The 22,162-nt window shown below is 71.0% G+C and carries 15 protein-coding genes and 1 pseudogene; 13 read left to right on the top strand and 3 right to left on the bottom strand.

Features of this window, described 5'->3' with window-relative positions:
* Positions 1-350 precede the first annotated feature (350 nt).
* A pseudogene (locus K228_RS25570) lies at positions 351-1,378 on the top strand (lytic polysaccharide monooxygenase auxiliary activity family 9 protein).
* A 99-nt stretch (positions 1,379-1,477) separates the two neighbouring features.
* Here the strand turns inward: K228_RS25570 and K228_RS0112740 are convergent.
* Genes K228_RS0112740 through K228_RS0112730 form a run of 3 tightly spaced genes read right to left on the bottom strand, consistent with a single transcriptional unit; the run spans position 1,478 to position 3,729 of the window.
* Positions 1,478-1,939, bottom strand: coding sequence for a hypothetical protein (locus K228_RS0112740; protein ID WP_025618792.1), 462 nt, complete (start codon positions 1,937-1,939; stop codon positions 1,478-1,480).
* A gap of 15 nt (positions 1,940-1,954) precedes the next feature.
* Positions 1,955-2,518 carry an RNA polymerase sigma factor gene (locus K228_RS0112735; RefSeq protein ID WP_025618791.1) on the bottom strand — a complete coding sequence of 188 codons (564 nt, stop codon included), beginning with the start codon at positions 2,516-2,518 and terminating at the stop codon, positions 1,955-1,957.
* Between the two features lie 32 nt (positions 2,519-2,550).
* Positions 2,551-3,729, bottom strand: a complete 1,179-nt coding sequence (locus K228_RS0112730) for a S8 family peptidase (protein WP_025618790.1) — start codon at positions 3,727-3,729, stop codon at positions 2,551-2,553.
* A gap of 231 nt (positions 3,730-3,960) precedes the next feature.
* Between K228_RS0112730 and K228_RS0112725 the strand changes: the two genes are divergently transcribed.
* From K228_RS0112725 to K228_RS0112670, 12 genes are all read left to right on the top strand, one after another.
* Entirely contained in the window at positions 3,961-6,633 is a 2,673-nt protein-coding gene (locus K228_RS0112725) for a CHAT domain-containing protein (RefSeq protein ID WP_025618789.1), read from the top strand.
* A 329-nt stretch (positions 6,634-6,962) separates the two neighbouring features.
* Positions 6,963-7,583, top strand: a complete 621-nt coding sequence (locus K228_RS0112720; RefSeq protein ID WP_025618788.1) for an NADPH-dependent FMN reductase — start codon at positions 6,963-6,965, stop codon at positions 7,581-7,583.
* An 18-nt stretch (positions 7,584-7,601) separates the two neighbouring features.
* A complete protein-coding gene (locus K228_RS0112715; RefSeq protein WP_025618787.1) occupies positions 7,602-7,862 on the top strand; it encodes a lymphostin biosynthesis Trp-donating RiPP in 261 nt (86 codons plus the stop codon).
* A complete protein-coding gene (locus K228_RS0112710) occupies positions 7,850-9,649 on the top strand; it encodes a hypothetical protein (RefSeq protein WP_025618786.1) in 1,800 nt (599 codons plus the stop codon). The genes K228_RS0112715 and K228_RS0112710 overlap by 13 nt, the downstream gene beginning before the upstream one ends.
* Before the next feature lie 2 nt (positions 9,650-9,651).
* Complete coding sequence (locus K228_RS0112705; protein WP_025618785.1) at positions 9,652-12,087, top strand: lantibiotic dehydratase; 2,436 nt, start codon at positions 9,652-9,654, stop codon at positions 12,085-12,087.
* Positions 12,084-14,378, top strand: a complete 2,295-nt coding sequence (locus K228_RS0112700) for a lantibiotic dehydratase family protein (protein WP_025618784.1) — start codon at positions 12,084-12,086, stop codon at positions 14,376-14,378. Before K228_RS0112705 ends, K228_RS0112700 begins: the two co-directional genes overlap by 4 nt.
* Positions 14,375-15,844, top strand: a complete 1,470-nt coding sequence (locus K228_RS0112695) for a hypothetical protein (RefSeq protein ID WP_025618783.1) — start codon at positions 14,375-14,377, stop codon at positions 15,842-15,844. The genes K228_RS0112700 and K228_RS0112695 overlap by 4 nt, the downstream gene beginning before the upstream one ends.
* Complete coding sequence (locus K228_RS0112690; protein ID WP_025618782.1) at positions 15,841-18,090, top strand: lantibiotic dehydratase; 2,250 nt, start codon at positions 15,841-15,843, stop codon at positions 18,088-18,090. Before K228_RS0112695 ends, K228_RS0112690 begins: the two co-directional genes overlap by 4 nt.
* The gene (locus K228_RS0112685; RefSeq protein ID WP_025618781.1) at positions 18,087-19,346 is read left to right on the top strand and encodes a metallopeptidase TldD-related protein; all 1,260 of its coding nucleotides are present in this window, start codon (positions 18,087-18,089) and stop codon (positions 19,344-19,346) included. The genes K228_RS0112690 and K228_RS0112685 overlap by 4 nt, the downstream gene beginning before the upstream one ends.
* The gene (locus K228_RS0112680) at positions 19,339-20,415 is read left to right on the top strand and encodes a hypothetical protein (RefSeq protein WP_025618780.1); all 1,077 of its coding nucleotides are present in this window, start codon (positions 19,339-19,341) and stop codon (positions 20,413-20,415) included. The genes K228_RS0112685 and K228_RS0112680 overlap by 8 nt, the downstream gene beginning before the upstream one ends.
* Positions 20,390-21,490: an NAD(P)/FAD-dependent oxidoreductase gene (locus K228_RS0112675; RefSeq protein ID WP_025618779.1), complete on the top strand. Its 1,101-nt coding sequence runs from the start codon at positions 20,390-20,392 to the stop codon at positions 21,488-21,490. Before K228_RS0112680 ends, K228_RS0112675 begins: the two co-directional genes overlap by 26 nt.
* The gene (locus tag K228_RS0112670) at positions 21,490-22,161 is read left to right on the top strand and encodes a VOC family protein (RefSeq protein WP_025618778.1); all 672 of its coding nucleotides are present in this window, start codon (positions 21,490-21,492) and stop codon (positions 22,159-22,161) included. Before K228_RS0112675 ends, K228_RS0112670 begins: the two co-directional genes overlap by 1 nt.
* The last annotated feature ends 1 nt before the right edge of the window (position 22,162 follow it).

Below are 22,162 nucleotides of genomic sequence, written 5' to 3'. Positions count from 1 at the left end.
CGCGTGAGTTCGCGCCAACGGTCCCGTGAACTGCGCCAACTGAAAAGGACATTGGCTGCGGACTATTGCGATCGAGTACTTCACCATGTTGCGATAACGGCGCCGGACGACGCAGGGCTTTCGCGTCGTCCGCTCGGGTACCCACGCGAGGGCATCGGTCCAATGACGGATCGCAGGTTCGCGTGCCCGTCACTCCTGCGCACGCCGCCTACACCGTGACCGCTCGTCGCCGCGGGCCGGCCGGGTGCCGCCCCGCGCCCGTCACCTGCGCGGGGCGGTAGGTGCCCCGCGAGTCAGGAGATCCCGTGTCCTCCCATCGAACCCGAACAGCCGCACTCCTCGCCGCGGCCATGACCCTGCTCGCAGCCGTCGTGGTGCTCACCACCAGGTCGGAGCCGGCGGCGGCACACGGCGCCGCCATGGTCCCCGGCAGCCGTACCTTTCTTTGCTGGCGGGACGGGCTGAGCCCCACCGGCGAAATCCAACCGCACAACCCGCCTGCTCGGCGGCGGTGGACCAGAGTGGGGCCAACTCGCTCTACAACTGGTTCAGTGTGCTGCGCTCCGACGCCGCCGGTCGTACCGTCGGATTCATTCCCGACGGCCAGCTGTGCAGCGGAGGAAACTCCGGACTCCTGGGCTATGACCTGGCCCGCGACGACTGGCCACTGACCCATCTGACCGCTGGCCAGAGCATGGAGTTCCGCTACAGCAACTGGGCGCACCACCCCGGGACGTTCTACTTCTACGTCACCAAGGACAGCTGGAGCCCCACCCGCCCGCTGGCCTGGAGCGACCTGGAGGAGCAACCGTTCCTGACCATCACCAACCCACCCCAGCGTGGCGGTCCGGGCACCAACGACGGGCACTACTACTTCACCGGAACGCTGCCGGCCGACAAGAGCGGCCGACACCTCATCTACTCCCGCTGGGTCCGTTCGGACAGCCCGGAGAACTTCTTCGGCTGCTCGGACGTCACGTTCGACGGAGGCAACGGTGAGGTGACCGGCATCGGCCCCGGTGGCACCTTCCCGCCACCGAGCCCCACCACTGCACCACCGAGCCCGACCACACCGCCGCCCAGCGGCGACTGCATGGCGGTCTACAAGGTGATCAACGCGTGGCCGGACGGTTTCCAGGGGGAGGTCGAAATCATGAACCACACCGCCACCACCTGGACCGGATGGACGGCGAGTTGGACCTGGCCCAGCGGTCAGTCAATCACCCAGCTCTGGAATGGCGCGCACACCAACTCGGGATCGGCGGTAACGGTGACCAACGCGTCGTACAACGGCACGGTGGCCCCGGGAGGCAGGACCACGTTCGGCTTCCTCGCCGGCCCGAACACGTCACCGAGCGTGACCTGCAGCAGCAGCTGAACCCGCGGTCCACCCCCGGCTGTCACCGGCGACGGTCGGCACCGCCCTGGTCTGCAGAGCAGGGCGGTGCCGACCGTCGCTAGGACCTGACCACCCGGATCACAAGGTGGTCCACTCGGTGCAGACCGGAGCGGAGTCAGCCAGGGTGCAGACCAACCGAGCCGGTCCCGGTGCGGTGTCGTCCAGCATGAACCGTCCCAGACCGTCCGCCTCGGTGCCGACGGTCGACTCGGAACCCGGCTGCTCTACCTGAACCCGAGCCGGCTGCGGCGGCACCAGCTGACCGACGATCCGGAGCCGATCACGAACGGGGATGACCTCCACCTCGATAGTGATCGACTCTGCGCGAAAGGTCAGCAGCCGCGCCTCGTCGCCGCGAACCTCGGGCGCCCCGGACATGCTCTCCACCAACTGGGCAAGCTCGGAATCGGGCGAGCGCCAGCTGTAGCTGGCGACCGCGGCGGCGCGTACCGACTCCGGAACCGAATCGACCTCAGCCAGCAGGCTCCCCAGTCGGACAAGCAGTTCCTCATCTGATGTGGTTAATCGGTCGTCACTCATGCGCACGCACGCTCCCTAGGTACGTCGCTGCGGTGCTGGTTGATTCAGCAGTGACCGAAGCGTCGCCAGACACCGGGCGCGAGAAGGGCCAAGACTGCCGATGGGCACCGAGAGCGCCGCAGCAGCGATCGCATAGCTGCCCACCGGCTCGAACACCAGCAACCGCAGTAGCTCCTGACAGCGTATCGGCAACTGACGGTACGCATGCCACAGCTCCGCATCAGTTTCCTCAGCGACCAGCCGCTGCCAGGGCTCCGGCTGCGACTCGTCCATAAGCTCTGACCTCGTGAACTCCGGTAGCGGCACCTCCCACCGGTTGCGCAGCAAGGCAAGGGCCTCCCGACGCGCGGTGGTGGCAAGCCACGCCCCCACCGATCCAGGATCACGTAGCTTGTCTAGATTCTCCACGAGCCGCAACCAGGTCGCCTGGCTAACATCCGCGACGTCAGCATCGTCGAGCCGGAATCCCCGCGCCACCGTGTACACCAGCCGCGCGTACCGGTCGACCAGTGCCTCCCACGCCGCCTGATCACCATTGGCAGCAGCACGCACCAGCCGACCTGCGTCGTCGTCGCTCATAGACAAGCATCGTACAGCGCTACCTGAACGCATCAGATCAGCCCGAGGTGGCCTCCAAACCGCTGGTTGGCCGTCCTCAGGTCGGCCATTAGCTGGTTGGCAGCGGCCACCGCGCCGACCTCCGAGTCGATCCGCGCGGAGAGTTCGGCAGCCACTCGCGGCGCGGCGAAGGAGGTTCCGCTCCATTGTGCCCACCCCTCCGGGAACAGCGCGTGGTCGATGTAGGTGCTTCGAACGTCCGCGCCCGGCGCGACGACGCTGACCCACGGTCCGGCGTTGCTCCAGGAGCAGAGGCTGCTGCCGTCGTGCGCGGCGACCGCCAGGACCTGCTCACTCCACGACTCACCGGCACCGGCGAACGCTGCGGGCCAGAACGGGTCGCTGCGGTTGCCGTCGTTGCCGGCGGCGGCGACCACCACCCGGTCGATCCCGGACAGGGCCTGTTCCAACGCGGCGCGTACGCCGAGCGGTGCGGATCCGTCGGCGGTGAAACCACCGAGGGAAAGGTTGATCACCTTGGTGTCCGGGTGTAGCCGGCCAAGGGAGGCGATCAGCTCGTCCTCCGTGCAGACACCAAAGGTGTCCAGTGTTCGAATCACCCGTAACACTGCCCGGTCGGTGTGATGCGCGATCACACCACCGATGAAGTTGGCGTGCCCCACATCGCCGTCGAGCAGCCCATCCTCATCGACATCGGTTTCCGTCTCCACCTCCACGCCGTCCGCGGCAAGGTAGCCGGCCGGAAGCGGGGTCTCGGTCCAGAAGCCGGTATCAACGATGGATACCGCGACTCGATCGGTTTCGGCCGGCATCTTCAATGTTGATGCGGCCACGGGCGCCGGCGGACCGAACGGACCGCCATGGTTGAACGGACTGGACAGGAAGACGTGGTTGGGGCTGACCACCTGGTTGCCGCTCGGCCGACCCGAGCGCAGCTCGCGGACCGCAGCCGGCACGTCCAGCCCCGGTGCCCGGTAGCGACGTAGGCCCGGCAGCAGCTCCTCGTCGCCGGAGCCAGGCTGCGCGGCCCGCGCACGGCCGAGATAGCGTTCGGCCGCCCGGCGGTTGTCGTCAACGACCAACAACTCGTCGGCGACGAACCATGCCCGGGCGCTACCGCCGACAGCGGTGTGCGCGAGCTTTGGAAGGCGCTCCAGCCGCGCCCGACGGCGGGCGGCGTATCGGTTGACGCGTTCCGAGGACGGAGGCATCCATCTCTCCTTCGGTAGGGGCTTCGATCACACCCGCCTGTCAGGGACCGACAGGCGGGTGTTCGCACAGGAGAGAGTGGTGCACCGCTCGCTGATACAAATTGTGGACAGCGAGTTGAGTCAGGAACTTGACTGATACCCATCCGAGCTGGGGATCACCACAGTGGACGAAACGGAAGCTTCGCCGCACGGCTTTTCGGTCGTTCACCGCTGTGCCAGACTCCTTAGGTGATGGGCAGCGCTGACCAGATGGATGACAGTCCAGCAGGCAGGGCGCTTCGCCTCGTCACCGCCGACCCGGCTCGCGCCGCCGAGCTGGCCGATGCCGCGCTCGCCGTTGCCCGTGCGGGTGCGGATCCCGACCAAGAGACAGTGGCGCTGCGGGCACTCGGTCTCGCCGCGCGGGAGCAACACAACGCAGATCACGGGCTCCGCCACCTGCGCCGGGCACGCCGCGTGGCCGAGGCCGCCCAACTCCCGGTCCGCGCCGCCGAAGCCCGGATGAGCCTGGCGCTGGTCCTGGCCGAGGCCGGCCAACCGCAACAGGCGCTGCGAGAGATCGACGCCGCGTCACCGATGCTTCGCGGGCTGCCCGCCGCACGCCTACAGATGCAGCGGGCGCTGATCCTCGACCGCCTCGGCCGCTTCGACGAGGCGATGGCCGGCTACACCGACGCGCTGGCCGCGTTCCGACGAAGCGGGGACCGGCTGTGGCAGTCCCGTGCGCTCACCAACAGAGGGGTGCTGCACGCCTACCGGTGTAGCCTGCGCCAGGCCGAGGCTGACCTGCGGGCCGCGGAGCAGGGCTACGCGGAGCTCGACCAGGAGCTGGCTCTCGCCCAGGTCCGCCACAATCTCGGCTTCGTACTGTCCCGCGCGGGTGACATTCCTGGCGCGCTGCGCTGGTACGACCTGGCCGACCAGTACTTCGCCCAGACCACCCGCCCGGCGATCGCACTGATGGATCGAGGCGAGGTACTCCTGGGAGCCCGGCTACTGCCGGAGGCTCGCGCGGCGGCCGAGGCCGCCCTGGACGCGGCCCGGGCGAGCCGAATGGGGCTCTACGAGGCGCAGGCCCGGCTGATGCTGGCCGAGGTCGCGTTGGCCGAGGCCGACCTACCGACCGCCTCGAAGCAGGCCCAGGCCGCGTACCGCCTGTTCAGTCGACAGAACCGACCGGCCTGGGCGGCGCTCTCCCGATACGTCAAGCTGCGGGCCAGCTCGCCGGACGAGCCGGCGCACCTGCGGCAGGCCCGCTCCGTTGCCACTGCGCTGACGGCGAGTAGCTGGCCGATACCCGCACTCGACGCCCGCCTCTACGCCGCCCGAGTCGCCCTTGATCGGGCGCTTCGCACCGGGCAACGAGCGAAGGCCGCAGCCATCGCCGGGGAGTTGAGCGCCATCCGCGCCGCCAGTCGTCGCGGGCCGGCTCAGCTCCGGGCTCGCGCCTGGCATGCCGAGGCACTCCGCCGAATCGCCACCGGCGACACCGCCGGGGCGCGCCGGGCGCTCAACGCGGGAATGGCACTGCTGGACCGCTACCAGGCAGCCCTCGGCGCCACAGAGCTGCGAGTGTTGGCCGGGGCATACGCCCTGGAACTGGCCAGCACCGGCCTTCGACTCGCGGTTCGGGGCGGCCAGGCTCGGGCGGTCCTGCGCTGGAGTGAGCGGTGGCGGGCCGCCGCGCTGCGGCTACCCCCCGCCCGCCCACCGGACGAAGCCGGGCTCGCCGCCGACCTGGCCGAGCTGCGCCGCACCGTCGACGAAGCCAACCAGACGAGTGCCACGTTGGGATCGACCCTGCTGCGTCGACAGCGGATGATCGAGGAACGGATCCGGACCCGTAGCTGGCAGGCCAGCGGCACCGAGTCTGGTACGGCGAACGGAATATCGCTGGACCGAATCGCGGTCGAGCTGGCCGACCAGACGCTGGTCGAGCTGATCGACATTGACGGCACGCTACACATCGTCGTGGTACACGGCGGCCGGTTTCACACCCGGGCGCTGGGTGCGCTCGCCACCGTCACCGACGAGCTCCAGGCACTGCGGTTTGCGCTGCGACGCATCCTGACCAGCCGTGGCACCGATGACTCCCGGGCGGCGGCAGCGACCGCGGCCCGATTCGCGGTGCACCAGCTGGACAACTTGATCTTCGGCGCGATCCAGCCGTGGCTCGGCGCCGGCGGGCTGGTCCTGGTGCCGGTCGGCGCACTGCACGCCATGCCCTGGGCGCTGCTACCGACCTGCGCCGGGCGACCGGTCACAGTGGTGCCGTCAGCATCGGAGTGGCTCACCGCGTCGGCCCGCCGCCAGGCCGCCCACCCCACCACGACCGCTCCGCCCCACCAACGGAACCCGGTGCTGGTCGCCGGCCCCGGCCTCGCCTACGCCGAAGCAGAGGTACAGCGGCTGGCGGGGACACTCGCTCCCGTCAAGATGCTCCTCGGCCCCGACGCAACCGCTGAGGCAGCGCTCGCGGCGCTGGATGGTGCTCCCCTCGCCCACCTCGCCGCACACGGCCGGTTCCGCACCGACAACCCCATGTTCTCGCACGTACGCCTCGCCGATGGCCCGCTGACCGTCTACGACCTGGAGCGGCTCGCCTGCGCGCCGGGCACAGTGGTGCTCTCCGCCTGCGACGTGGGGCTCTCAGCGGTGCACCCGGGTGAGGAGCTGATGGGGCTGTCGACCGCGCTGCTCCAGCTGGGAACGGCGACGGTACTGGCCAGTGTCCTGCCGGCGCTGGATTCCGCGGCGCAGGAGCTGATGGTGGAGATACATCGACGGCTGGCCACCGGCGATACACCGGGTCTCGCCCTCGCCGGCGCGCAGGCGGAATTCGGTGCTGGCCTGGACGCCGGCACCGCCACCGCCGCCTCGTTCGTCTGCTTCGGCGCCGGCTGACCGACCTCCCCCAGCCCCGGCCACGCTGACCAGCCCGCCCTGCTGCCCGGCCGTCGGCTCCCCGGGCTGAGCCCCAGCCCGCCCTGCGGGTGGGCCATCACTACCTGGCTGGTCCCGCGAACCCTCAGCTACCGCACAGCGGAGTGAGTAGTCGCACAGTCACGCTCCGGTCTGATACGTCACGTTCGCGACATGGATCGCATGCATCAGACCCGCCTTGGGCCCTCTCTTATGGGGGAACCGCACAGCGGACGACGAATGAATCGACGACGCATCCCATCGCACCGGACAGCTCGCGGCTTCGAGTCCGCGCGGGACGAAAGAGAGGTGTGAACGTGCTCCAGCTAACCAGCACCAGCCATGGCACGAGCAGGGTCCGAAGCCGCACCGGCCCCCTCATCGTCGGCATCGGCGGCACCATGCGCCCCGGCTCCTCCACCGAGCAGGCAGTCCGGGCGGTGTTGTCCGCCGCCGAGCAGGCCGGGGCCCGGACGCACCTGCTCGGTGCCACCGCGCTACAGCTACCGCTGTACCTGCCCGGCGAGAGCCGGCGGACGGCGGCGGCTCGGCAACTCGTCAACGCCGTACGCATGGCCGACGGGATCGTGATCGGAACGCCGGCGTACCACGGAGGCATCTCCGGCCTGGTCAAGAATGCCCTCGACTACATCGAGGACCTGAACGACGCGCCTCGCCCCTATCTGCATGGTCGGGCCGTCGGTTGTCTGGTCACTGCGCGCGGGTCCCAGGCCGCTACCACCCTCACCAGCCTCCGCACGGTGGTACACGCACTCCGGGGTTGGCCCACGCCGCTCGGCGTCGCGGTCAACACGGAGAACGTCACGTTCGCCTCCGACGGCACCAGCACCGATTCGCACATCTCCGCCCAGCTGTCCCTGATGGGAGAGCAGGTCGTCGAGTTCGCCCTCGCCCGAGCCATCGCAGCCTGACTGCCGGCCCGATCCGAAGTGGAGTACAACATGTTGGACAACGACCGCTCCGTCGCAACCGCGGAAGTAGCCGACGGCACCGTCGACAACCCGCCGCTGCCGGTTGACGCCGCGACAGCCACGTCCCGCGACAGCCAGCAGACCAGCGCCCAGCCGATCGATCCCGACGTGGAGGGGCTCGACGACCTGGACAACGTCGACTTCGACCTCGACGAGGTGGAAAACAAGATCGCACCGCTCGCCCTCGCAACGAGTGAGGCCATCCAGTGGCGCCGGTGACCGTGGCCGCCGGTGCCGCCCTCCGGGTGGATATCAACACCGGCCCCGCCAGCTCCTATGTCGGGCTGCGCGAATGCATCGCCGCGCTCCGCGCGGCAGGTGCCAGCTTTGGTGACCTACCCAACCGCCACGCCGCTGAGTGGGCGGAGCTGGCCCCCGACGACCAGCCGCAGGACCACCCGCTGCCACTTGGCGAGATCGCACTCGCCGCCTCCGAGCGGCGGCTGCACCGGGAAAGCGAGCAGGTGTACCGAGTCCTCTCGGTCGCCGCCGCCGCGCTCTGCGCCGGCACCGCGGAGTTGGGCCGTCCACTGCTCGTCAGCGGCGCCGGCGGCACCGACCTGTCGTCCCTGCGCGGGCTGATGCGGGCGGTGGAGCACTCGCGGGTCCACCCCGGCGCGGCACTGCTGCTGGATCGGCCAGAGTCGGTCCGCGTGCCGCTCGGACCGCACGCCGACTACCGGGCCGAGCGGGCTCGCTGCCTCCGTCGCATGGATCTGCCCATCACTGTCGACGATCTCGTGCTGGACCTACCCTCGGGTGCGGCCACCGCGATGGTGCCCGTCTCCGAAGAGGGCAAGCTCTACCAGCGGGCACGCGACAAGGACAGCAGCGCCGTCGACCGGGTCGCCGCCGCCATGGCCTACTGCCGGCGGGCCTTCTTCTCCGCGAACTGGGAAGGGATGGCGGTCGTCGCCACCGAGGCGATCGAGCTCCTGCCCGGAGTCCCCACGCCGGCCCTTCCCGAGCTGCTGGCCAAGGCGGAACGCGAGGACAGCCTGGTCCATGCCATCGAGTTCGAAACCACAATCCTGCGCAGCACCGCTGATATCCGCGGCTTCCTCCTCAAGGTAGTCGGCATCCAGGCCGGCTTCCGCGGGGACCAGGACGCGGCCGTCACCGCCTTTCGCGCCATTCGCGAACACGACGACGACCTCTCTCCGGAGATCCGCGCCCAGTCCCACCTGTACACCGCCCTCACCCTCTCCAAGCGCAAGAACCGCCTGGGCGAGGCGGTGGCCGAGGTCGAGCAGGGGTTCGAGGTCGTCCGGGAACGCCCGAACGAGGCCGACAGCGTCCGCCGGGAGCGGGGTTGGCTGCACAACCTGCGCGGGCTGACCCTCTTCGCCGAGCGACGACTCGGCTCGGCGTTCGAGCATGAAAAGAAGGCACTCGCCTGCCTCGCGGGCCTCAACGATGCCAGCTCCGCCCACCTGCGCATCAATCTGTACTCCAACATCAGTGTGTTGCAGGAGAAGGCCGGTAAGCACTCGTCGGCCCTGGCGACCTGGGACAAGTTCCGGCAGGCCACCGGCTCCGCAACGGCGGGCTTCGCCAAGCACCACTCGTATCGCAGCGCCGGGCTGCGGCTGCTGGTCGGCGACCGGGAAACGGCGATCGAGGAAATCGACACGACCCTCACCAACGCCGCTGGACTCAACGACATCTTCCATCAGACCGAGGTCCGCCTCGAGCTGGGCATGCTGCACGCCACAGCGGGTGACCGCGAGGCCGCGGTCGCGGAGTACGAGCTGGCCGAGCAGGACGCTCGACTGCTCGGTGACCCCTACCGGATCGCCCTCGCCCAGGCCGGACAGGTGATGACGGGTGGGGCCGGCGCCGACGTCCCGGACACCGTGGCGAACGCGGCACTGAGCCTGACCCGTCCGGTCGAGGCGACGGCCCTCGCGAAGGCGGTGTCCAGCTCCGCGGAGCTGGCCGAGCTCCTGCCGAAGCCCCGCACGAAGCTCAACCGTCCCTTCGACCTGATCAACTTTCAGGACTGACGATGACTGAGCAACCAACCCCCTGGCAGCTCTACCCCCGGCTACTGCTCCGTCGGGCGGGCTTCGGCATCGAGCTGTTGACCGACCTGGCCGATGAACCAACGCGAACGGGCGCCGCGGAGTACCGCACGGCGGCGAGACAGTTCGGACAGTGCCGCACCAACTTGATCGAGGGCATCGCCCGGGCTGTCGCCCGGACCGACCGGCAGACGGACCGGTCGCGGCTTCGGGCACTGTCCCGGGCCCGCAGCCGGGCGGGACGTGGCCTGTCGGTGAACCCCGAGCAGCTGGGCCCAGACCTGGTTCCAGCGGCGATGGCCTACGGCACGGCGCAGGCCGAGCTGGAACAGGCGGGCCAACAGCTGACCGCTGTCCTCGCCCAGGAGGCGTTGCGCCGACCGGGCCGGGTGCGCGCGCTGCTGGCCAGCGATCGAGTCTGCGACGCGTTGCTTCAGCTCTCGCCCTCGTTCTACGGCGAGGTCGTGCGCTGGCGGCAGGGGTGGGCCACCCGGGGTGACGGTGCGAACCGGAACCGGGCCAAGGACCGCTCCTTCTACCGCCGCGCCTACCTCTACGGCCAGCGCCTGGCCGCGAAGAACGAGACGACAAGTTTCTTCGGTCCGCTGGTGCACGGACGGATCGACCACGCGGTCGAAGGGATCGAGCTGGGCCCCGAGACCGGGTCGGGGGTCCACACCACGGAGGCGCAGACCGCGTTCTGGGCCGTGTGCGAACTGGCCCGCAACCTCGGCGCCGATCCCGCCGTCCGCGACCAGCTGCCGGTGACCTGGGTGCCGGCCTGCCGTCGGCTAGCGGACGCCGCAGCCGGAACCGGCACCGTGCAGACCAGTGCCGGGCGCCGGATCCGGCTCTCCGGCACTCACTGGAGACTCGTTCGCGACGTCAACGACCACCGTTCGGTACGGGACCTCGCGGACCTCGCCGGCATGGAGGTCACCGAGGCACGCGCGATCCTGGATCGGCTTCGGCAGGTCGGCGCCGTACGGCTGTGGCCCGAGCCGCCGTCCACCACCGCCCGTCCGCTGGACTGGCTGGTGGGCTTCGCGCAGCAGCACGCCGGTGGCACCGAGTGGCCGGCGCGGCTGCGCGAACTCGCCGCCCTGGCGGACCGGTACGCGGCCGCTGCCGGCCACCACCACCGGGCGGCCGTGCTGGCCGAGGTGGAGGCGGGTTTCTCGACGCTGACGGCGACCGAGGCCCGTCGGGCCGGCGGCCAGATGTACGCCGACCGATTGGTGGTGTCGCTGGACGCCAAGGGTGACCAGTCTCCGGTGCTGGTCGGCGGCGACGTCGCCCGGCGGTGGGAGGAGCAGCTCACCCCGGTGCTGGACGTCGCGGCCCGCTATGGCGAGCTCCAGCAACACGTCGCCGCACGGTTGTGCGCGACGGTCATCAGCGAGACGGGGACCGATTCGTTGCCCTATGACGAGCTGATCCGCCGGGTGCTACCAGCGGTTGAGTCGGGGGCGCTGACGGCGCTCTCCGACCCGGTGCGGGAGTTCACCCAGACCTACACCGAGCTGGTGCGCGCCGGCCTGCGCGGGCAGGAGGCCCGGTTGTCCTCCGCCGCTCTGGCGGCACTGGCGCCCAGCCCGGGCCGGGACCGGTTCGTCAGCCCGGACCTCATGCTGGAACGGCAGCCGGACGGCGGCGACCTGCTGGTCCTGGGGGAGCTGCACCCCTACGTCTTCGCCTGGGGGTCGCAGGGGCTCTTCTGCGACGATCAGGAGCGGATGCTGGCCGACTTCACCGCTGGGCTCCAGCCGTGGGGCGGCGCCGACCAGCTCGCCACGGTCATCCGTCGACGGCGGCACAAGGGCCTGGTCGCCGACTGGTTTCCGGGACGCTTCGTCGAGGTCACCTCCGTGGCCACCGACGACCGCAAGCGCACCGTGGCGCTCTCCGACCTGACCGCTGTCCTGGTCAACGGGGTGCCGCGGCTGCGCGCACCCGACGGTGAGCTGACCCTCTACGCCGGCGAGGACGACCACGTCCACCTCCGGGCCTTCGCCGCACCGGGCGTGGCCCTGCCCCTGATCCGGTTCGGTGACTTCGCGCCCCGAATCCGCGTGGGGGAGGTCATCGTGCAGCGGGCCCGCTGGTGGTTCAGCGCCGCTGACCTTGGCGTCGCCGAGGTCCGGGACGCCGCAACGGCCTTCCTCGCGGTGCAGTCCCTACGCGCCCGGCACGGACTTCCCCGCTTCTGCTTCGTCTCAGCGGCGCACGAACCCAAGCCGGTCGGGGTTGACCTCGACAATCCGCTGGCCGTGGACGCGCTGCTGGCGTTGACCTTGGCCGGCGACGGGAAGGTCTCGCTGGCCGAGATGCGGCCCGCGCCAGACGCCTTGTGGCTGCGCCACGGCGACAAACCTGTGACCGCCGAGTTCCGGATCGCTATGAGAAGGGCTTCGTCGTGACCGTCCCCACCAGTGCCGGCCCGGCCGATCCCAGCTGGGAACTGTTGCCAACCCTCGTGCTGCGCAGCGCCGGCTTCCCCTGGCAACTGATCGAGTCCCTGACCTATCTCCAGACCGCAGCGCTGCTCGGCGACTTGGCCACTCTGGAGCGGCGGGCCGCCGAGGTGGCCGCACGGATGCGGGCTTCGGCTCGCCTCACCCGAGGCCAGCAGAGCAAGCTACGCAACGTCCGCCCGCTACCCCCGTCGGACGTCTTCGACCGCGACTGGCTCGCCGAGTGGAACGATATCGCCGAGCAGGTGACACGGACCCGAGACCAACTGGAGCCGACCGTCGCAGCGGACGCGGCGAAGGTCAATGCCGCGCTCGCGGAGATCCGTACCGACCCGCGGATCAACGATGCCATCGTCTGCTCCTCCCCCGCCGTCCACCGGGATCTGGTCCGGGGGGCGACCGGGGGCAGGATCCGCCGCCAGCTCGCCGCGTACGCGCAGCGCCTGGCTGCGAAGAGCGAGACAATGAGCTTCTTCGGGCCGATCAACTACGGCCGGGTGGACGCCGACTCGGACGCTCCAACCACCCTGTCGTGGGCGGGCCACCGGGAGATCCGGGTTCGCCAGGCGCACTGCGCCGCCCGGGTCAACGACGCCGTCCAGACGATGATCATCGGTGATGACGCGTTGGTGACGCACCTGGTCCCCATGCGCAAGACCACGGCACGTCCCCCGCGCCGAGACGACCCGTCGGCCGAGTTGATCCGGGCGGTGGACGGCGACCGCACAATCGCTGAGCTCGCCACGGCCGCCGGCGACGAGGTGACCCGTACGGTTGGGCTGTTCCGCACGGCCGTGGCCAAGGGGGTGCTGACGCACTCCTGGTGCCCGCCGGCGACGACGGTGGACCCGTTGCGCTGGACCCTGGAGCGGATCGACGAGGCCGGCGCCGAGGCCGCCAGCCGGGCGGCGGCCGTCCGCTCGCTGCTGGTCAAGGTGCTCGACCTCCTCGACAGCTATCCCTGGACCGCGCCGGAGCGCAAGCTGGCCATCCAGGCCGAGGTGGAGGCCCTGCTCCCCACCGGTGGGCCGACCAACCGCAGCCGCTTCTACAACGACCGGGTGATCATCCACGAGGCCGCGGTGGGGACCGCCCAACTGGAGCTGCGTGGGCAGCTCGCCCACGACCTGCGGGCGGCGGCAGCCCCCGTACTCGACCTGCTCGCACATGAGGCGGAGCTGACCCGGGTGCAAACCAACCGGGCGGTGGCGCGGCGGCTCGGCCCCGGCCGCACTCCGCTGCTGCGAGCGCTGAGCATCTGCGCGGACATGTCCATCGAGTACGGCGGTCAGCTCAGCACGGAACTGGCCCGCGTCGTCGGCGAAGCCGGACCGGAGGCGAGTGAGCTTGACGTCGCCGGCCTGCTGCCCACCGTGCCCACCGTGCCCGCCCCCGCCGCACCAGTTTTGTGCTCCATCGACGTCCTGATCGGTACGGCCAACCTGGCCGACTACGACCCGGGTACGACTCCGTTGGTGCTCGGCGACATCCACGACGCGGCGCTACTCACCCCGTGGGCCCTTCAGTTTCACCCGGATGCGGCGACGCTGCTGGCCGAGCGCGACGCCGCCGTCCGGCGAGCTCTCGGCGACCAGATAGCCGTCAACGTGATCTCCCGGCGGACGACCGGGCTACCGCCGCTGGAGTTCCCCGGCGTCGTACTCGAGCTGGGTGGCTCCGCGACGGCCGGCCGGCACCGGATCGGCCTGGACGAACTCTGGCTCGACAGTGACGGGGAGCAGGTGGTGCTTCGGGGAGCCAGCTTCCCCGGGCGAAGCCTGCTGTTGCACAACGGCGAGCTCGACACGGCGGTGCACACCGCGCTCGCACTGCCCCGCATTCGTCGCGCCGTCCTACCGACGCTGCCGTACCTGCCCCGGCTGCGCTGGGGCAACGCGGTCTTCTCCCGGCGCCGTTGGCTGGTGCCGAGCGCCGAGGTGCAGACGTCGCTCCGCGGCCAGCGGGACCTGGACCTGCTGCTCGGTGCCGCCCGGCTGGTCACCGAACGCGCCCTGCCGAACCGCTTCTTCGTCAAGTCGCCGGCCGAGCGCAAGCCGGTGTATGTCGACACCGCGAGCCCCGACCTGCTGAAGGGGATGGCGCGGCTGGCGGCCACCGACGACCACCTCGCCGTCACCGAGGCCCTGCCCGCGCCGACCGACGCCTGGCTTCGCGACGGTGAGCTGCGGTTCGCCTCGGAGTTGCGCTGCGTCTACCTGCGAGGTGGTGGACAGTGATGCGCCGAGTGATCCTGCCTCCCCTGTACGACCTGAGCCTCGAACCGGTCCTGGGGCCCGGGGACGAGCTGTTCGACGCCAATGCCGAATTCCTCGACCGGCTCTGCGCTCCGGTGAGCCTACACGCGTTGGTCGAGTCCGCGGCACGGCCAACACCCGGAGTGGCCGCCGCGGAAGCGGCCACCAAGGCGCTCTTCGCCGCCGCCGCCGCGACGATCCTGGGCCGCGGGCGCGACGACTGGGGCCGGCTCCGGGCCACGGGTCTGGCCCTGCGACTGACCGCCGAAGCAGACCCGACGATCCGTCTGGCCGTAGACGATGTCGAACTGGTCAACGGAACCACCGAGTCGGGCGCCGACGTGGTGTCCGCCGCGGCCCGGACCGCCCTGTTCGCACCGGAGGCCGACCGGGCCCGAGCCTGGGCACCGGGGGCTCGGGTGCACCTGCTGGTCGAAACCGACCAGCAGCTTCCAGCCGCCGCCGCGTTGGCGGTGGCACTGGGTCCGCACCGAGTCACCCTCTGCGGGCGATTCGCCGCCGCGCACCGGAAGGCACTGCGTGCGCTCGCACCGTTCGCCGGCGCCGAGTTCGAGGACTGGACGCCGTCCTGGCGCCTACGGCGAGAGTGGGCCCCGGTGGGCGAAGACATCCGCTGGGTACGCGACGCCCACCAGTGGCACCCCGGGCAGGCCTGGGCGGGTTGGCTCGCCCCCGAGCAGGCCGTGCTGCTGCCGGCCCGGGCCTGGCGGGACTGCCGCGGGGTGGCGCTGACCGTGGCCCGTTTCTCCGCCTGGTCGGCGGTGACGGGGGTGAGTGGCATCGATACCGACCTGGAGACGGTACGCCGGTTCGTCGGCGACGACCGGCTGGCCGTAGAGCTACTGGTCGGCGCTCCCGGGCTGGACGCCGACGCGACCACGACCGCCGCCCGGCGGCTGCACTCCGGGCCCGGACCCCGGTTGGCGGGTCTGAGCCCGTTCCGGCTGACCAGCCGGAACGGTCCGCGCAGATCGACGACGTGGGGTGGGGTGCCGCTGACCCGGCAGGACTCGCCGCGGCACGATCTCCCGCGCTGGGATCGCTTTCACGGGCCGGGGTCGCTCGACGACACCGACCGGCAGCGCATCACCAGCACCCTGACCGCCGAGTTCGGCGCCGAAACCGAGCTGTATCCCGGTCGGCTCGCCTGCTGCGCGCTCGCGCCCGGAATCCAGCCCCCCACCACATGGGAACCCTCCGCCGCGGTCGTCGAGGCCAGCGGGGCCGGGCCAGATGGGCGCGGACCCGGATCCTTCGTGGTGAACCTGCGCACGGGTAGCGCCTTTCGGCTGCACCCGAGACTGACGCCGGTCGTACGGCGGTTGGCGAGCGGCGACGCTGCCGTATGGCAGCACCTCAGTGACACGGTCCGTACAAAACTGTCCGGTCAGCTGGTCCGGGCCGGGGCAATCCGGAGTCCACAATGACAAGAAACTGGCGCATTGGCCGCGAGTTCATCGTGCGCCACGCGGGAATGCCGTTCGACTGGCTGGAGGAGCTGGGCGCCTCCGGCGACCTGTTGGAGTTGGCCGACGAGGTGGTCCGGCGGGAGGAGGTCCTCCTGGCCGGCGTCTCGACGCACTTCGCCGGCGATCGAGCCGCCGGGATCCGGGCAGACGTGCTGCACGGCCGAGTCGCTCAGCTGCCCCGGGCTGCCGGGCCGGACTGGCGGGCGGCGGTCGATGCCTGGGGGGAGGCACTGGCCCAGTACGTCCGCGCCTACCAGGCAGCGGACGAGCAGGTCGGCAAAGAACTCCGGGAGCTGCTGGCAACGTCCCAGGTATCCGAGGCGGTCTTCCTGTCCAACCCGGACGCCTACCGCAACATGCTGCAACCGTTCTTGGCGTACCAGGGCGCACTGAACTCACGCTGGCGGCGGGTACGCCGACAGATGTACACCTACGTGCAACGGTTCTGCGCCAAGAACGAAACGGTCAGCTTCTTCGGCCCAATGGCCTACGGCGCGGTGAGCCCCGGAGGCGACGCCCAGCTCCGCCGAGACGTTCCCCGTACGCGCCGGGTGTTTCTGTCCCACTGGGCGGCGCGGGCCCTGGCGTTGGCCATCGCCCGGGACTCCGCGATCCTGCCGCACCTCCGATTCCACCGCACCGGCCGCGGCACCGACCCGGGTGAGCCGATCCTGGCCCAGGTGCTCCCGGGCGGCACGACCGTGCGGCAGCTGATCCACCGTTCGGGCCGCCCCGCCGTCGAGGTGGTACGGACGCTGATGAAGCTGGTGGCGACCGAGCACCTCACGATCGGACTCGGCGGCGGCGACTACGACCTGGATCCCCTCACGACCCTGCGCGAACAACTCGCCGCGCTACCGGCCACACCCGCCCGAGCCCAATGGCTCGCCCGCCTCGACGATCTCGCCGCGCTCCTCGCGGAGCTGGTCCAACAGCCGCTGGAAAGCAAGGTCACCACGGTCGCGGCGCTGGAGACCCGGTTCACCGAGATCACCGGCAGGCCGGCCCGCCGAGGTGCGGGTGCCGCCTACGCCGACCGGGCGGTCTTCTTCGAGGAGTGCGCCTCCCCCTTCGCCCTCACCATCGGGGCCGATCTGATTCGGCGCTGGGAGGAGCAGCTCACCCCGCTCCTGGAGGCCTGCGTCACGCACGGTCAAGCCACCCAGGCCGCGGCGGCCGAGGCCGTCCGCGAAAGCTTCACCGGCAACGGCCAGGACATCGAACTGAACCTCCTCGAGTACGCGACCCGGGCCGCCGCGGATCAATCCGACTCCACCAGCACCTACCAGGCGACCTACGCGCCCAGCTACCCGGGTGAGGACTGGCGGTCCGAGCTGGCCCAGCTCATCGGTCAGGCCAACGCCCTCGCCGGCGAGCGGTACGCCGTCATCGACCTCTGCCCTGCGGCGGCGGACGTGGCGGGGCTGGACGAGGCACCGTTGGTGCTGTCCCGCGCCCACCACCACCTGCTGGTCGACAGCTGGCTCGCCACCATGCATCCGGATCCGCGACGGTTCGGCGCAGCCGCCGCCGAATGGGTCGCCCGGCGGGCCGACGACCTGGTCGGCCTCGACCTCGGTCGCCGGAACAAGGGCTACTACCGGTTCCCCGGCCGGGAGGTCGCGATGCGTCCGCTCTCCTGGACCGACGAGGGCCGAGCGGACCTGCTCAAACCCGAAGACCTCCGGGTCTCAATCACCTCCGACGCGGTCACCCTCCGGGATCCAGACGGTCGCAACGTCACCGCGTACGTTCCGCTCAGCGACTTCGTCAAGTACGCGCCGATCGCCGCGCTGTCGCACCCGCAGGTCCTGCACCCCACCTTCCGTACCGCCACCGGCGGCGCACTGCCCGAGGTCGTACTGGGGGCGGTGACCCTGCAACGCGCCCGCTGGCGGGTACCGACCCAGACGTTGGCGGCGGCGGAGCCGCACACCCGGTTCCTCGGGCTACGTCGGCTGGCCCGCGACACCAACGTCCGGTTCCTCTTTGGCCGCAGCGCCCACGAACGCAAGCCATACCTGATCGATCTCGCTTCCCCACTCGCAGCCGACCTGGTCAACCACATCACCCGGGGTTGCGACGAGATCGACGTGGAGCGGATGGCACCGGGACCGGAGGGGCTGTGGCTCCGCGACGCCGAGGGGCGGCGCTACACCAGCGAGCTGCGGATGCAGGTCGTCGGCGAAGGTGGGCAGGCATGACGCCGACGGTCTGGTTCAGCGAACACTCCCTACGGTTGCGGGTCGACGTACGACCGGACGGCTCGTTCCCGAGCCAACGCTCGGCCGTCCGCGGGATGAGTGTGGAGCGGCACCTCGGGGACGGCTGCACCGAACACCGGTTCACCGACGGCGACGCGCTGCTCGGGACCGGTTGCGCCGGGCCGACCGCGCCGGCCGCCGATGTCCTGCGCGAGGTCCAGGGCCGACCGGTGTTCGAGGTGACGGCGCAGCACCGCGCCCTGCTTACCACAATCGCCGCCGAGACCGGCGCCGAGCTCGTTCTCGGCGTCGCGGAGCAGCACGTCGCGGCCGGAGACCCGGACCAGGTCCGCTCCACCCACCGCTTCGTCGCGACGCTGCTGCTCACCCTGACCAGCGACGACGGCACCCGGCACACGCAGTCTGTCCGGTGGAATCCGATCGACGATCCCGGCACGCTGGCGCGGGCGGCGAGGCAGACGGCCACCGAGATGCGCGGCCGGCTCGGTCTGCCGCTGGCCGAGGAGCTACCCGCGAACGCCGACCTCGTCCTGCTGCCGGGGTTCGCCGGGGCGTTCTTCCACGAGCTCGTCGGACACCCAATGGAGGCCGACGTCGTCGCCTCCGGCACCAGCTACCTGGGCCAACAGCTCGGGCAACGGGTTGCCCCACCCTGGCTGTCCCTCCTCGACGGCGGCCACCTCGCCGCCGGCGGCTATCGGAGCGCCTTCGACGACGAGGGAGCCGACTCGGTCACCACCCGCCTGATCGACCGGGGCGTGGTCGGTCGGCCGATGAACGATCTGGCCCTGGCCCAGCGCCTGAACACCACCAGAACCGGCCACGGACGCCGACAGAACTACCGACACCCCGCGATCCCACGTATGACGCACACCGCGGCGGTACTGGAGCCCGGGGTCGAGGTCGAGGAGCCGGCCGGAGACTGGATCGCTCCCCGCGGGCTGCGGCTGGAGATGATGAACATCGCCTCGGGTGCGTTCGTCTTCCACGCGCCGATCTCCGTACTGCACCGGGCCGACGGCACCACCGCCCGGCTCGGCCCCCTCCGCATCGTCGGCGACGGCGCGCGGGCGCTGGCACGCCTACGGCCCTACGCACACCAGGTAGAGGGGTACCTCCGGGCCACCGGTGGCTGCGGCAAGCTGGGCCAGTATCCGGTCCTGGTGTCCTTCGCCAACGCGGGCCTCCGGCTGCCCGCAGGATCGGTCGGGATCCGGGCGGTGCGTCATGCCTGAGCTTCGGCTGCGCGCCTCCGGGCTGCTCACCCCCACCTCCGCCGGCCCCCGGCTGACCGTGTCGCTGGACCTCGTGCAGCTTCGCCGGGACACCTCCGGACGGGTGCTCTGCTCGGAGCGGGTGGGCGGATCCGCCGCCGATGCGGCAGCCAAGAACGTAGCGCTGCTGCTCACCGACGCCACCGCCCGGATCGGTGGCGCCCTCGACGGGCTACAGAGCGCCGTCGCCACGATCCACGAGTGGCGAACCGATGCCGACCTGCCGGTGCCGGGCCGCAGCGACCTGCTGGTCCGGATCGAGACCGCGGGCGGGCCGGTTGTGCTCGGCACCGCCGGTCCCGGCACACCGCTGGAGTTGGTCTCGGCCGTCGCGGGGCAGGACCTGGCGCTGCTGGCGCACCCACCCGCCGCCGCACCGCCAGCGGACTGGCGGGGTCGCCCGCTCATCCTGCGCCCCGCGCCCGCGGCCGTGCTCGTGGCCGGGGCAGCGTTCTCCCTCTCCTCGCGCAAGGGCCGGCAGACCGCGGCGCAACTCGCCGGGCGCCGGGTGCTACCCGCGCTGACCATCCGAGATCTCCCCGTGGTGCCGTCCGGGTACGACCGGGACGACCTCGGTGACCCGGCCAAGGCCAGCACGCTGGTGGACGCCGGCCGGATCTGTCCCCCCGGGCAGTGGCGCGACGGTGTGCCGCCGGGCCGGGCGGTCTGGGATCACGACACCGCCGCCTGCGGCCCGCCCCCGATCGTCCGGCTCGAACTCGACGGACCCGCTGCGATAACACCGCCGGACGCCATCGAGCTGCAGTGGTGTGTCGAAGGGCTTCAGCGCTACCACGGCGACGGCACGATCCGGGTCCACTGTGTGGCCCGGCCGGTGGACCGCCCCGAGGAGAGCTTCGTGGTCGTGCTGCACGGCAAGCCCATCCACCTACTCCGTCATGCCCACGGTCTGACGGGCCCCCGAACGGCTGTCTACGGCGACAGCGACGTGACCACCCGCTCGCTGGTACTCGCCAGCGCAGCCGAACTGGAAGGTGCCGGACATGCAGTCGTTACCGTCAACTCCTGACTTCGCCATCGTCGGCGGCGGAATAGTCGGTGCGTGCCTGGCGGAGGAGTTGAGCAGCCAGGGTGCCTCGGTCCTGGTGCTGGATGCCGGCGCCGAGCCCGGACACGCGACCCATCGCGCGGCCGGGGTGGCGGTGCCCTCCCTCCGCTACCTGGACGACCACGAGTTCTACTCCTGGCTGCGAAGCGCGAAGCTGGACCTGGACGCTGACGTGGCCCGCCTGGAGCCGGAGTTCGGCACCTTCAGCATGGTACGGCCGATTCTGCGCGCCCTGCGCGAGCAGGACATCGAAACCTACGGCCACCTCCTGACGGAGGCGGGGGCCGGGGCGCGGGTCAGCGGCGACGACCTCGCCGCTGTCGCGACCAGCCTGAAGCTCCCCGCCAGCCGACACTACCTGCACGCCGAGGGCGGGCTCATGATCGACGGACGGCGGTATCTGGCCGCGGTCCGCGGCCGCTGCCGAGAGCAGGGGGTCAGCTGGCGACAGGAGTGCCGGGTACGCGCGGTGCGCGAGGACGGGCACCGGGTGGTGATTCGCACGGACCAGGAGACACTGCACGCCGACCGGGTGGTGATCGCCGCTGGCGCGTGGAGCTCCGGCACCGGGCTGGCCGAGTCCACCGGGATCCGGCCGCAACGGGGTCAGATGGTGGTGCTGCGCACCGACGAGAAGCTGACCAGCATCCTCTCCTCCGCCTACTACCTCGCCCCGGGGGTTGGCGACGACATCCTCGTTGGCGCAACCGAGGAGGATGCCGGTTTCGCCGACCACGTCACCGCCCAGGGCGTCGGAGCGCTGCTGCGGTTCGCCACCGCCGCCATGCCCAGCCTCGCCGCCTCCGTCCCACTGGAGCTGCGGGCGGGGCTGCGGCCGGTATCCGACACAGGCCGACCGTTGGCCGGGGCACTGCCGGGTCAGGACCGAATCTTCATCTCGGCCGGACACGCCGGCCACGGGCTGCTCTCGGCCCGTACCACCGCGAAGGGGATGGCGGCCGGGCTGCTCGACGCCGACTGGGACGCGCTGCCGTACCGCATGTGCCCGACGCACGCACAGGGAGGCACCGCGTGATGCGCATCGACCACGTGATTCTCGGCGCCCGCACGATCACCCCGCTTAGGGAGTTGCTGTGGGAGCGGTACGGCTTCGGTGTCACCGACGGCAGCCCCAACCCGGACGGCACCGCGAGCTGGGTCGTGCCGTTCGACACCCCCGACGTCCAGTATCTGGAGCTTCTCGTCACCGACAACGAGGGGGAGTTGGGCGGCACTGACTTCGGCCGGGCCTTCCTGGAGCGGACCGCAGACGGGCCGACCTTCCTCAACTGGGCGGTGCTCACCGACGACATCGCCGCCACCGCGCAGCGGGTGGAACAGGTCACCGGCACCGACCCCGGCCTGCTGCGGGGCGAGTCGGTACGCGCTGACGGCCAGCGGGTGCCGTGGGCGGAGGCCGCGTTCGACCTGTCCTGGCGCAGCCGGGTGCTGCCGTTCTTCCTGAGCTACGGCAATCCCGCGGATCGGGCGGATCGGGTGGCGGGTGACCTGCGGGCAGCCGGGCACCGGGTGCGGCCGACCGCGCTCGCGGGTCTGGTGACGGGCCCGGCGCGGGAGCGGGAGTGGGCGCCACGGTGGCCCGGCCTGGCGGGGCTCGCGGTAGCGGTCCACAACGACGCGGGCCCCGAGATCACCACAGTGCGGGTCGAAACCGACGCGGGCGACACGGTGGTGCGACTGCCATGAG

The organism is Salinispora cortesiana (assembly GCF_000484695.1).
Classification (GTDB): Bacteria; Actinomycetota; Actinomycetes; order Mycobacteriales; family Micromonosporaceae; genus Micromonospora; species Micromonospora cortesiana.
This window is presented reverse-complemented; position numbering and strand designations above follow the sequence as displayed.

What these genes read in the sequence shown, in the direction of transcription:
- K228_RS0112730 (WP_025618790.1), bottom strand. Translation starts at nt 3,729, where the DNA reads ATGCCTCCGTCCTCGGAACGCGTCAACCGATACGCCGCCCGCCGTCGG.
- K228_RS0112675 (WP_025618779.1), top strand. Translation starts at nt 20,390, where the DNA reads ATGCAGTCGTTACCGTCAACTCCTGACTTCGCCATCGTCGGCGGCGGA.
- K228_RS0112740 (WP_025618792.1), bottom strand. Translation starts at nt 1,939, where the DNA reads ATGAGTGACGACCGATTAACCACATCAGATGAGGAACTGCTTGTCCGA.
- K228_RS0112735 (WP_025618791.1), bottom strand. Translation starts at nt 2,518, where the DNA reads ATGAGCGACGACGACGCAGGTCGGCTGGTGCGTGCTGCTGCCAATGGT.
- K228_RS0112725 (WP_025618789.1), top strand. Translation starts at nt 3,961, where the DNA reads ATGGGCAGCGCTGACCAGATGGATGACAGTCCAGCAGGCAGGGCGCTT.
- K228_RS0112670 (WP_025618778.1), top strand. Translation starts at nt 21,490, where the DNA reads ATGCGCATCGACCACGTGATTCTCGGCGCCCGCACGATCACCCCGCTT.
- K228_RS0112690 (WP_025618782.1), top strand. Translation starts at nt 15,841, where the DNA reads ATGACAAGAAACTGGCGCATTGGCCGCGAGTTCATCGTGCGCCACGCG.
- K228_RS0112680 (WP_025618780.1), top strand. Translation starts at nt 19,339, where the DNA reads ATGCCTGAGCTTCGGCTGCGCGCCTCCGGGCTGCTCACCCCCACCTCC.
- K228_RS0112685 (WP_025618781.1), top strand. Translation starts at nt 18,087, where the DNA reads ATGACGCCGACGGTCTGGTTCAGCGAACACTCCCTACGGTTGCGGGTC.
- K228_RS0112705 (WP_025618785.1), top strand. Translation starts at nt 9,652, where the DNA reads ATGACTGAGCAACCAACCCCCTGGCAGCTCTACCCCCGGCTACTGCTC.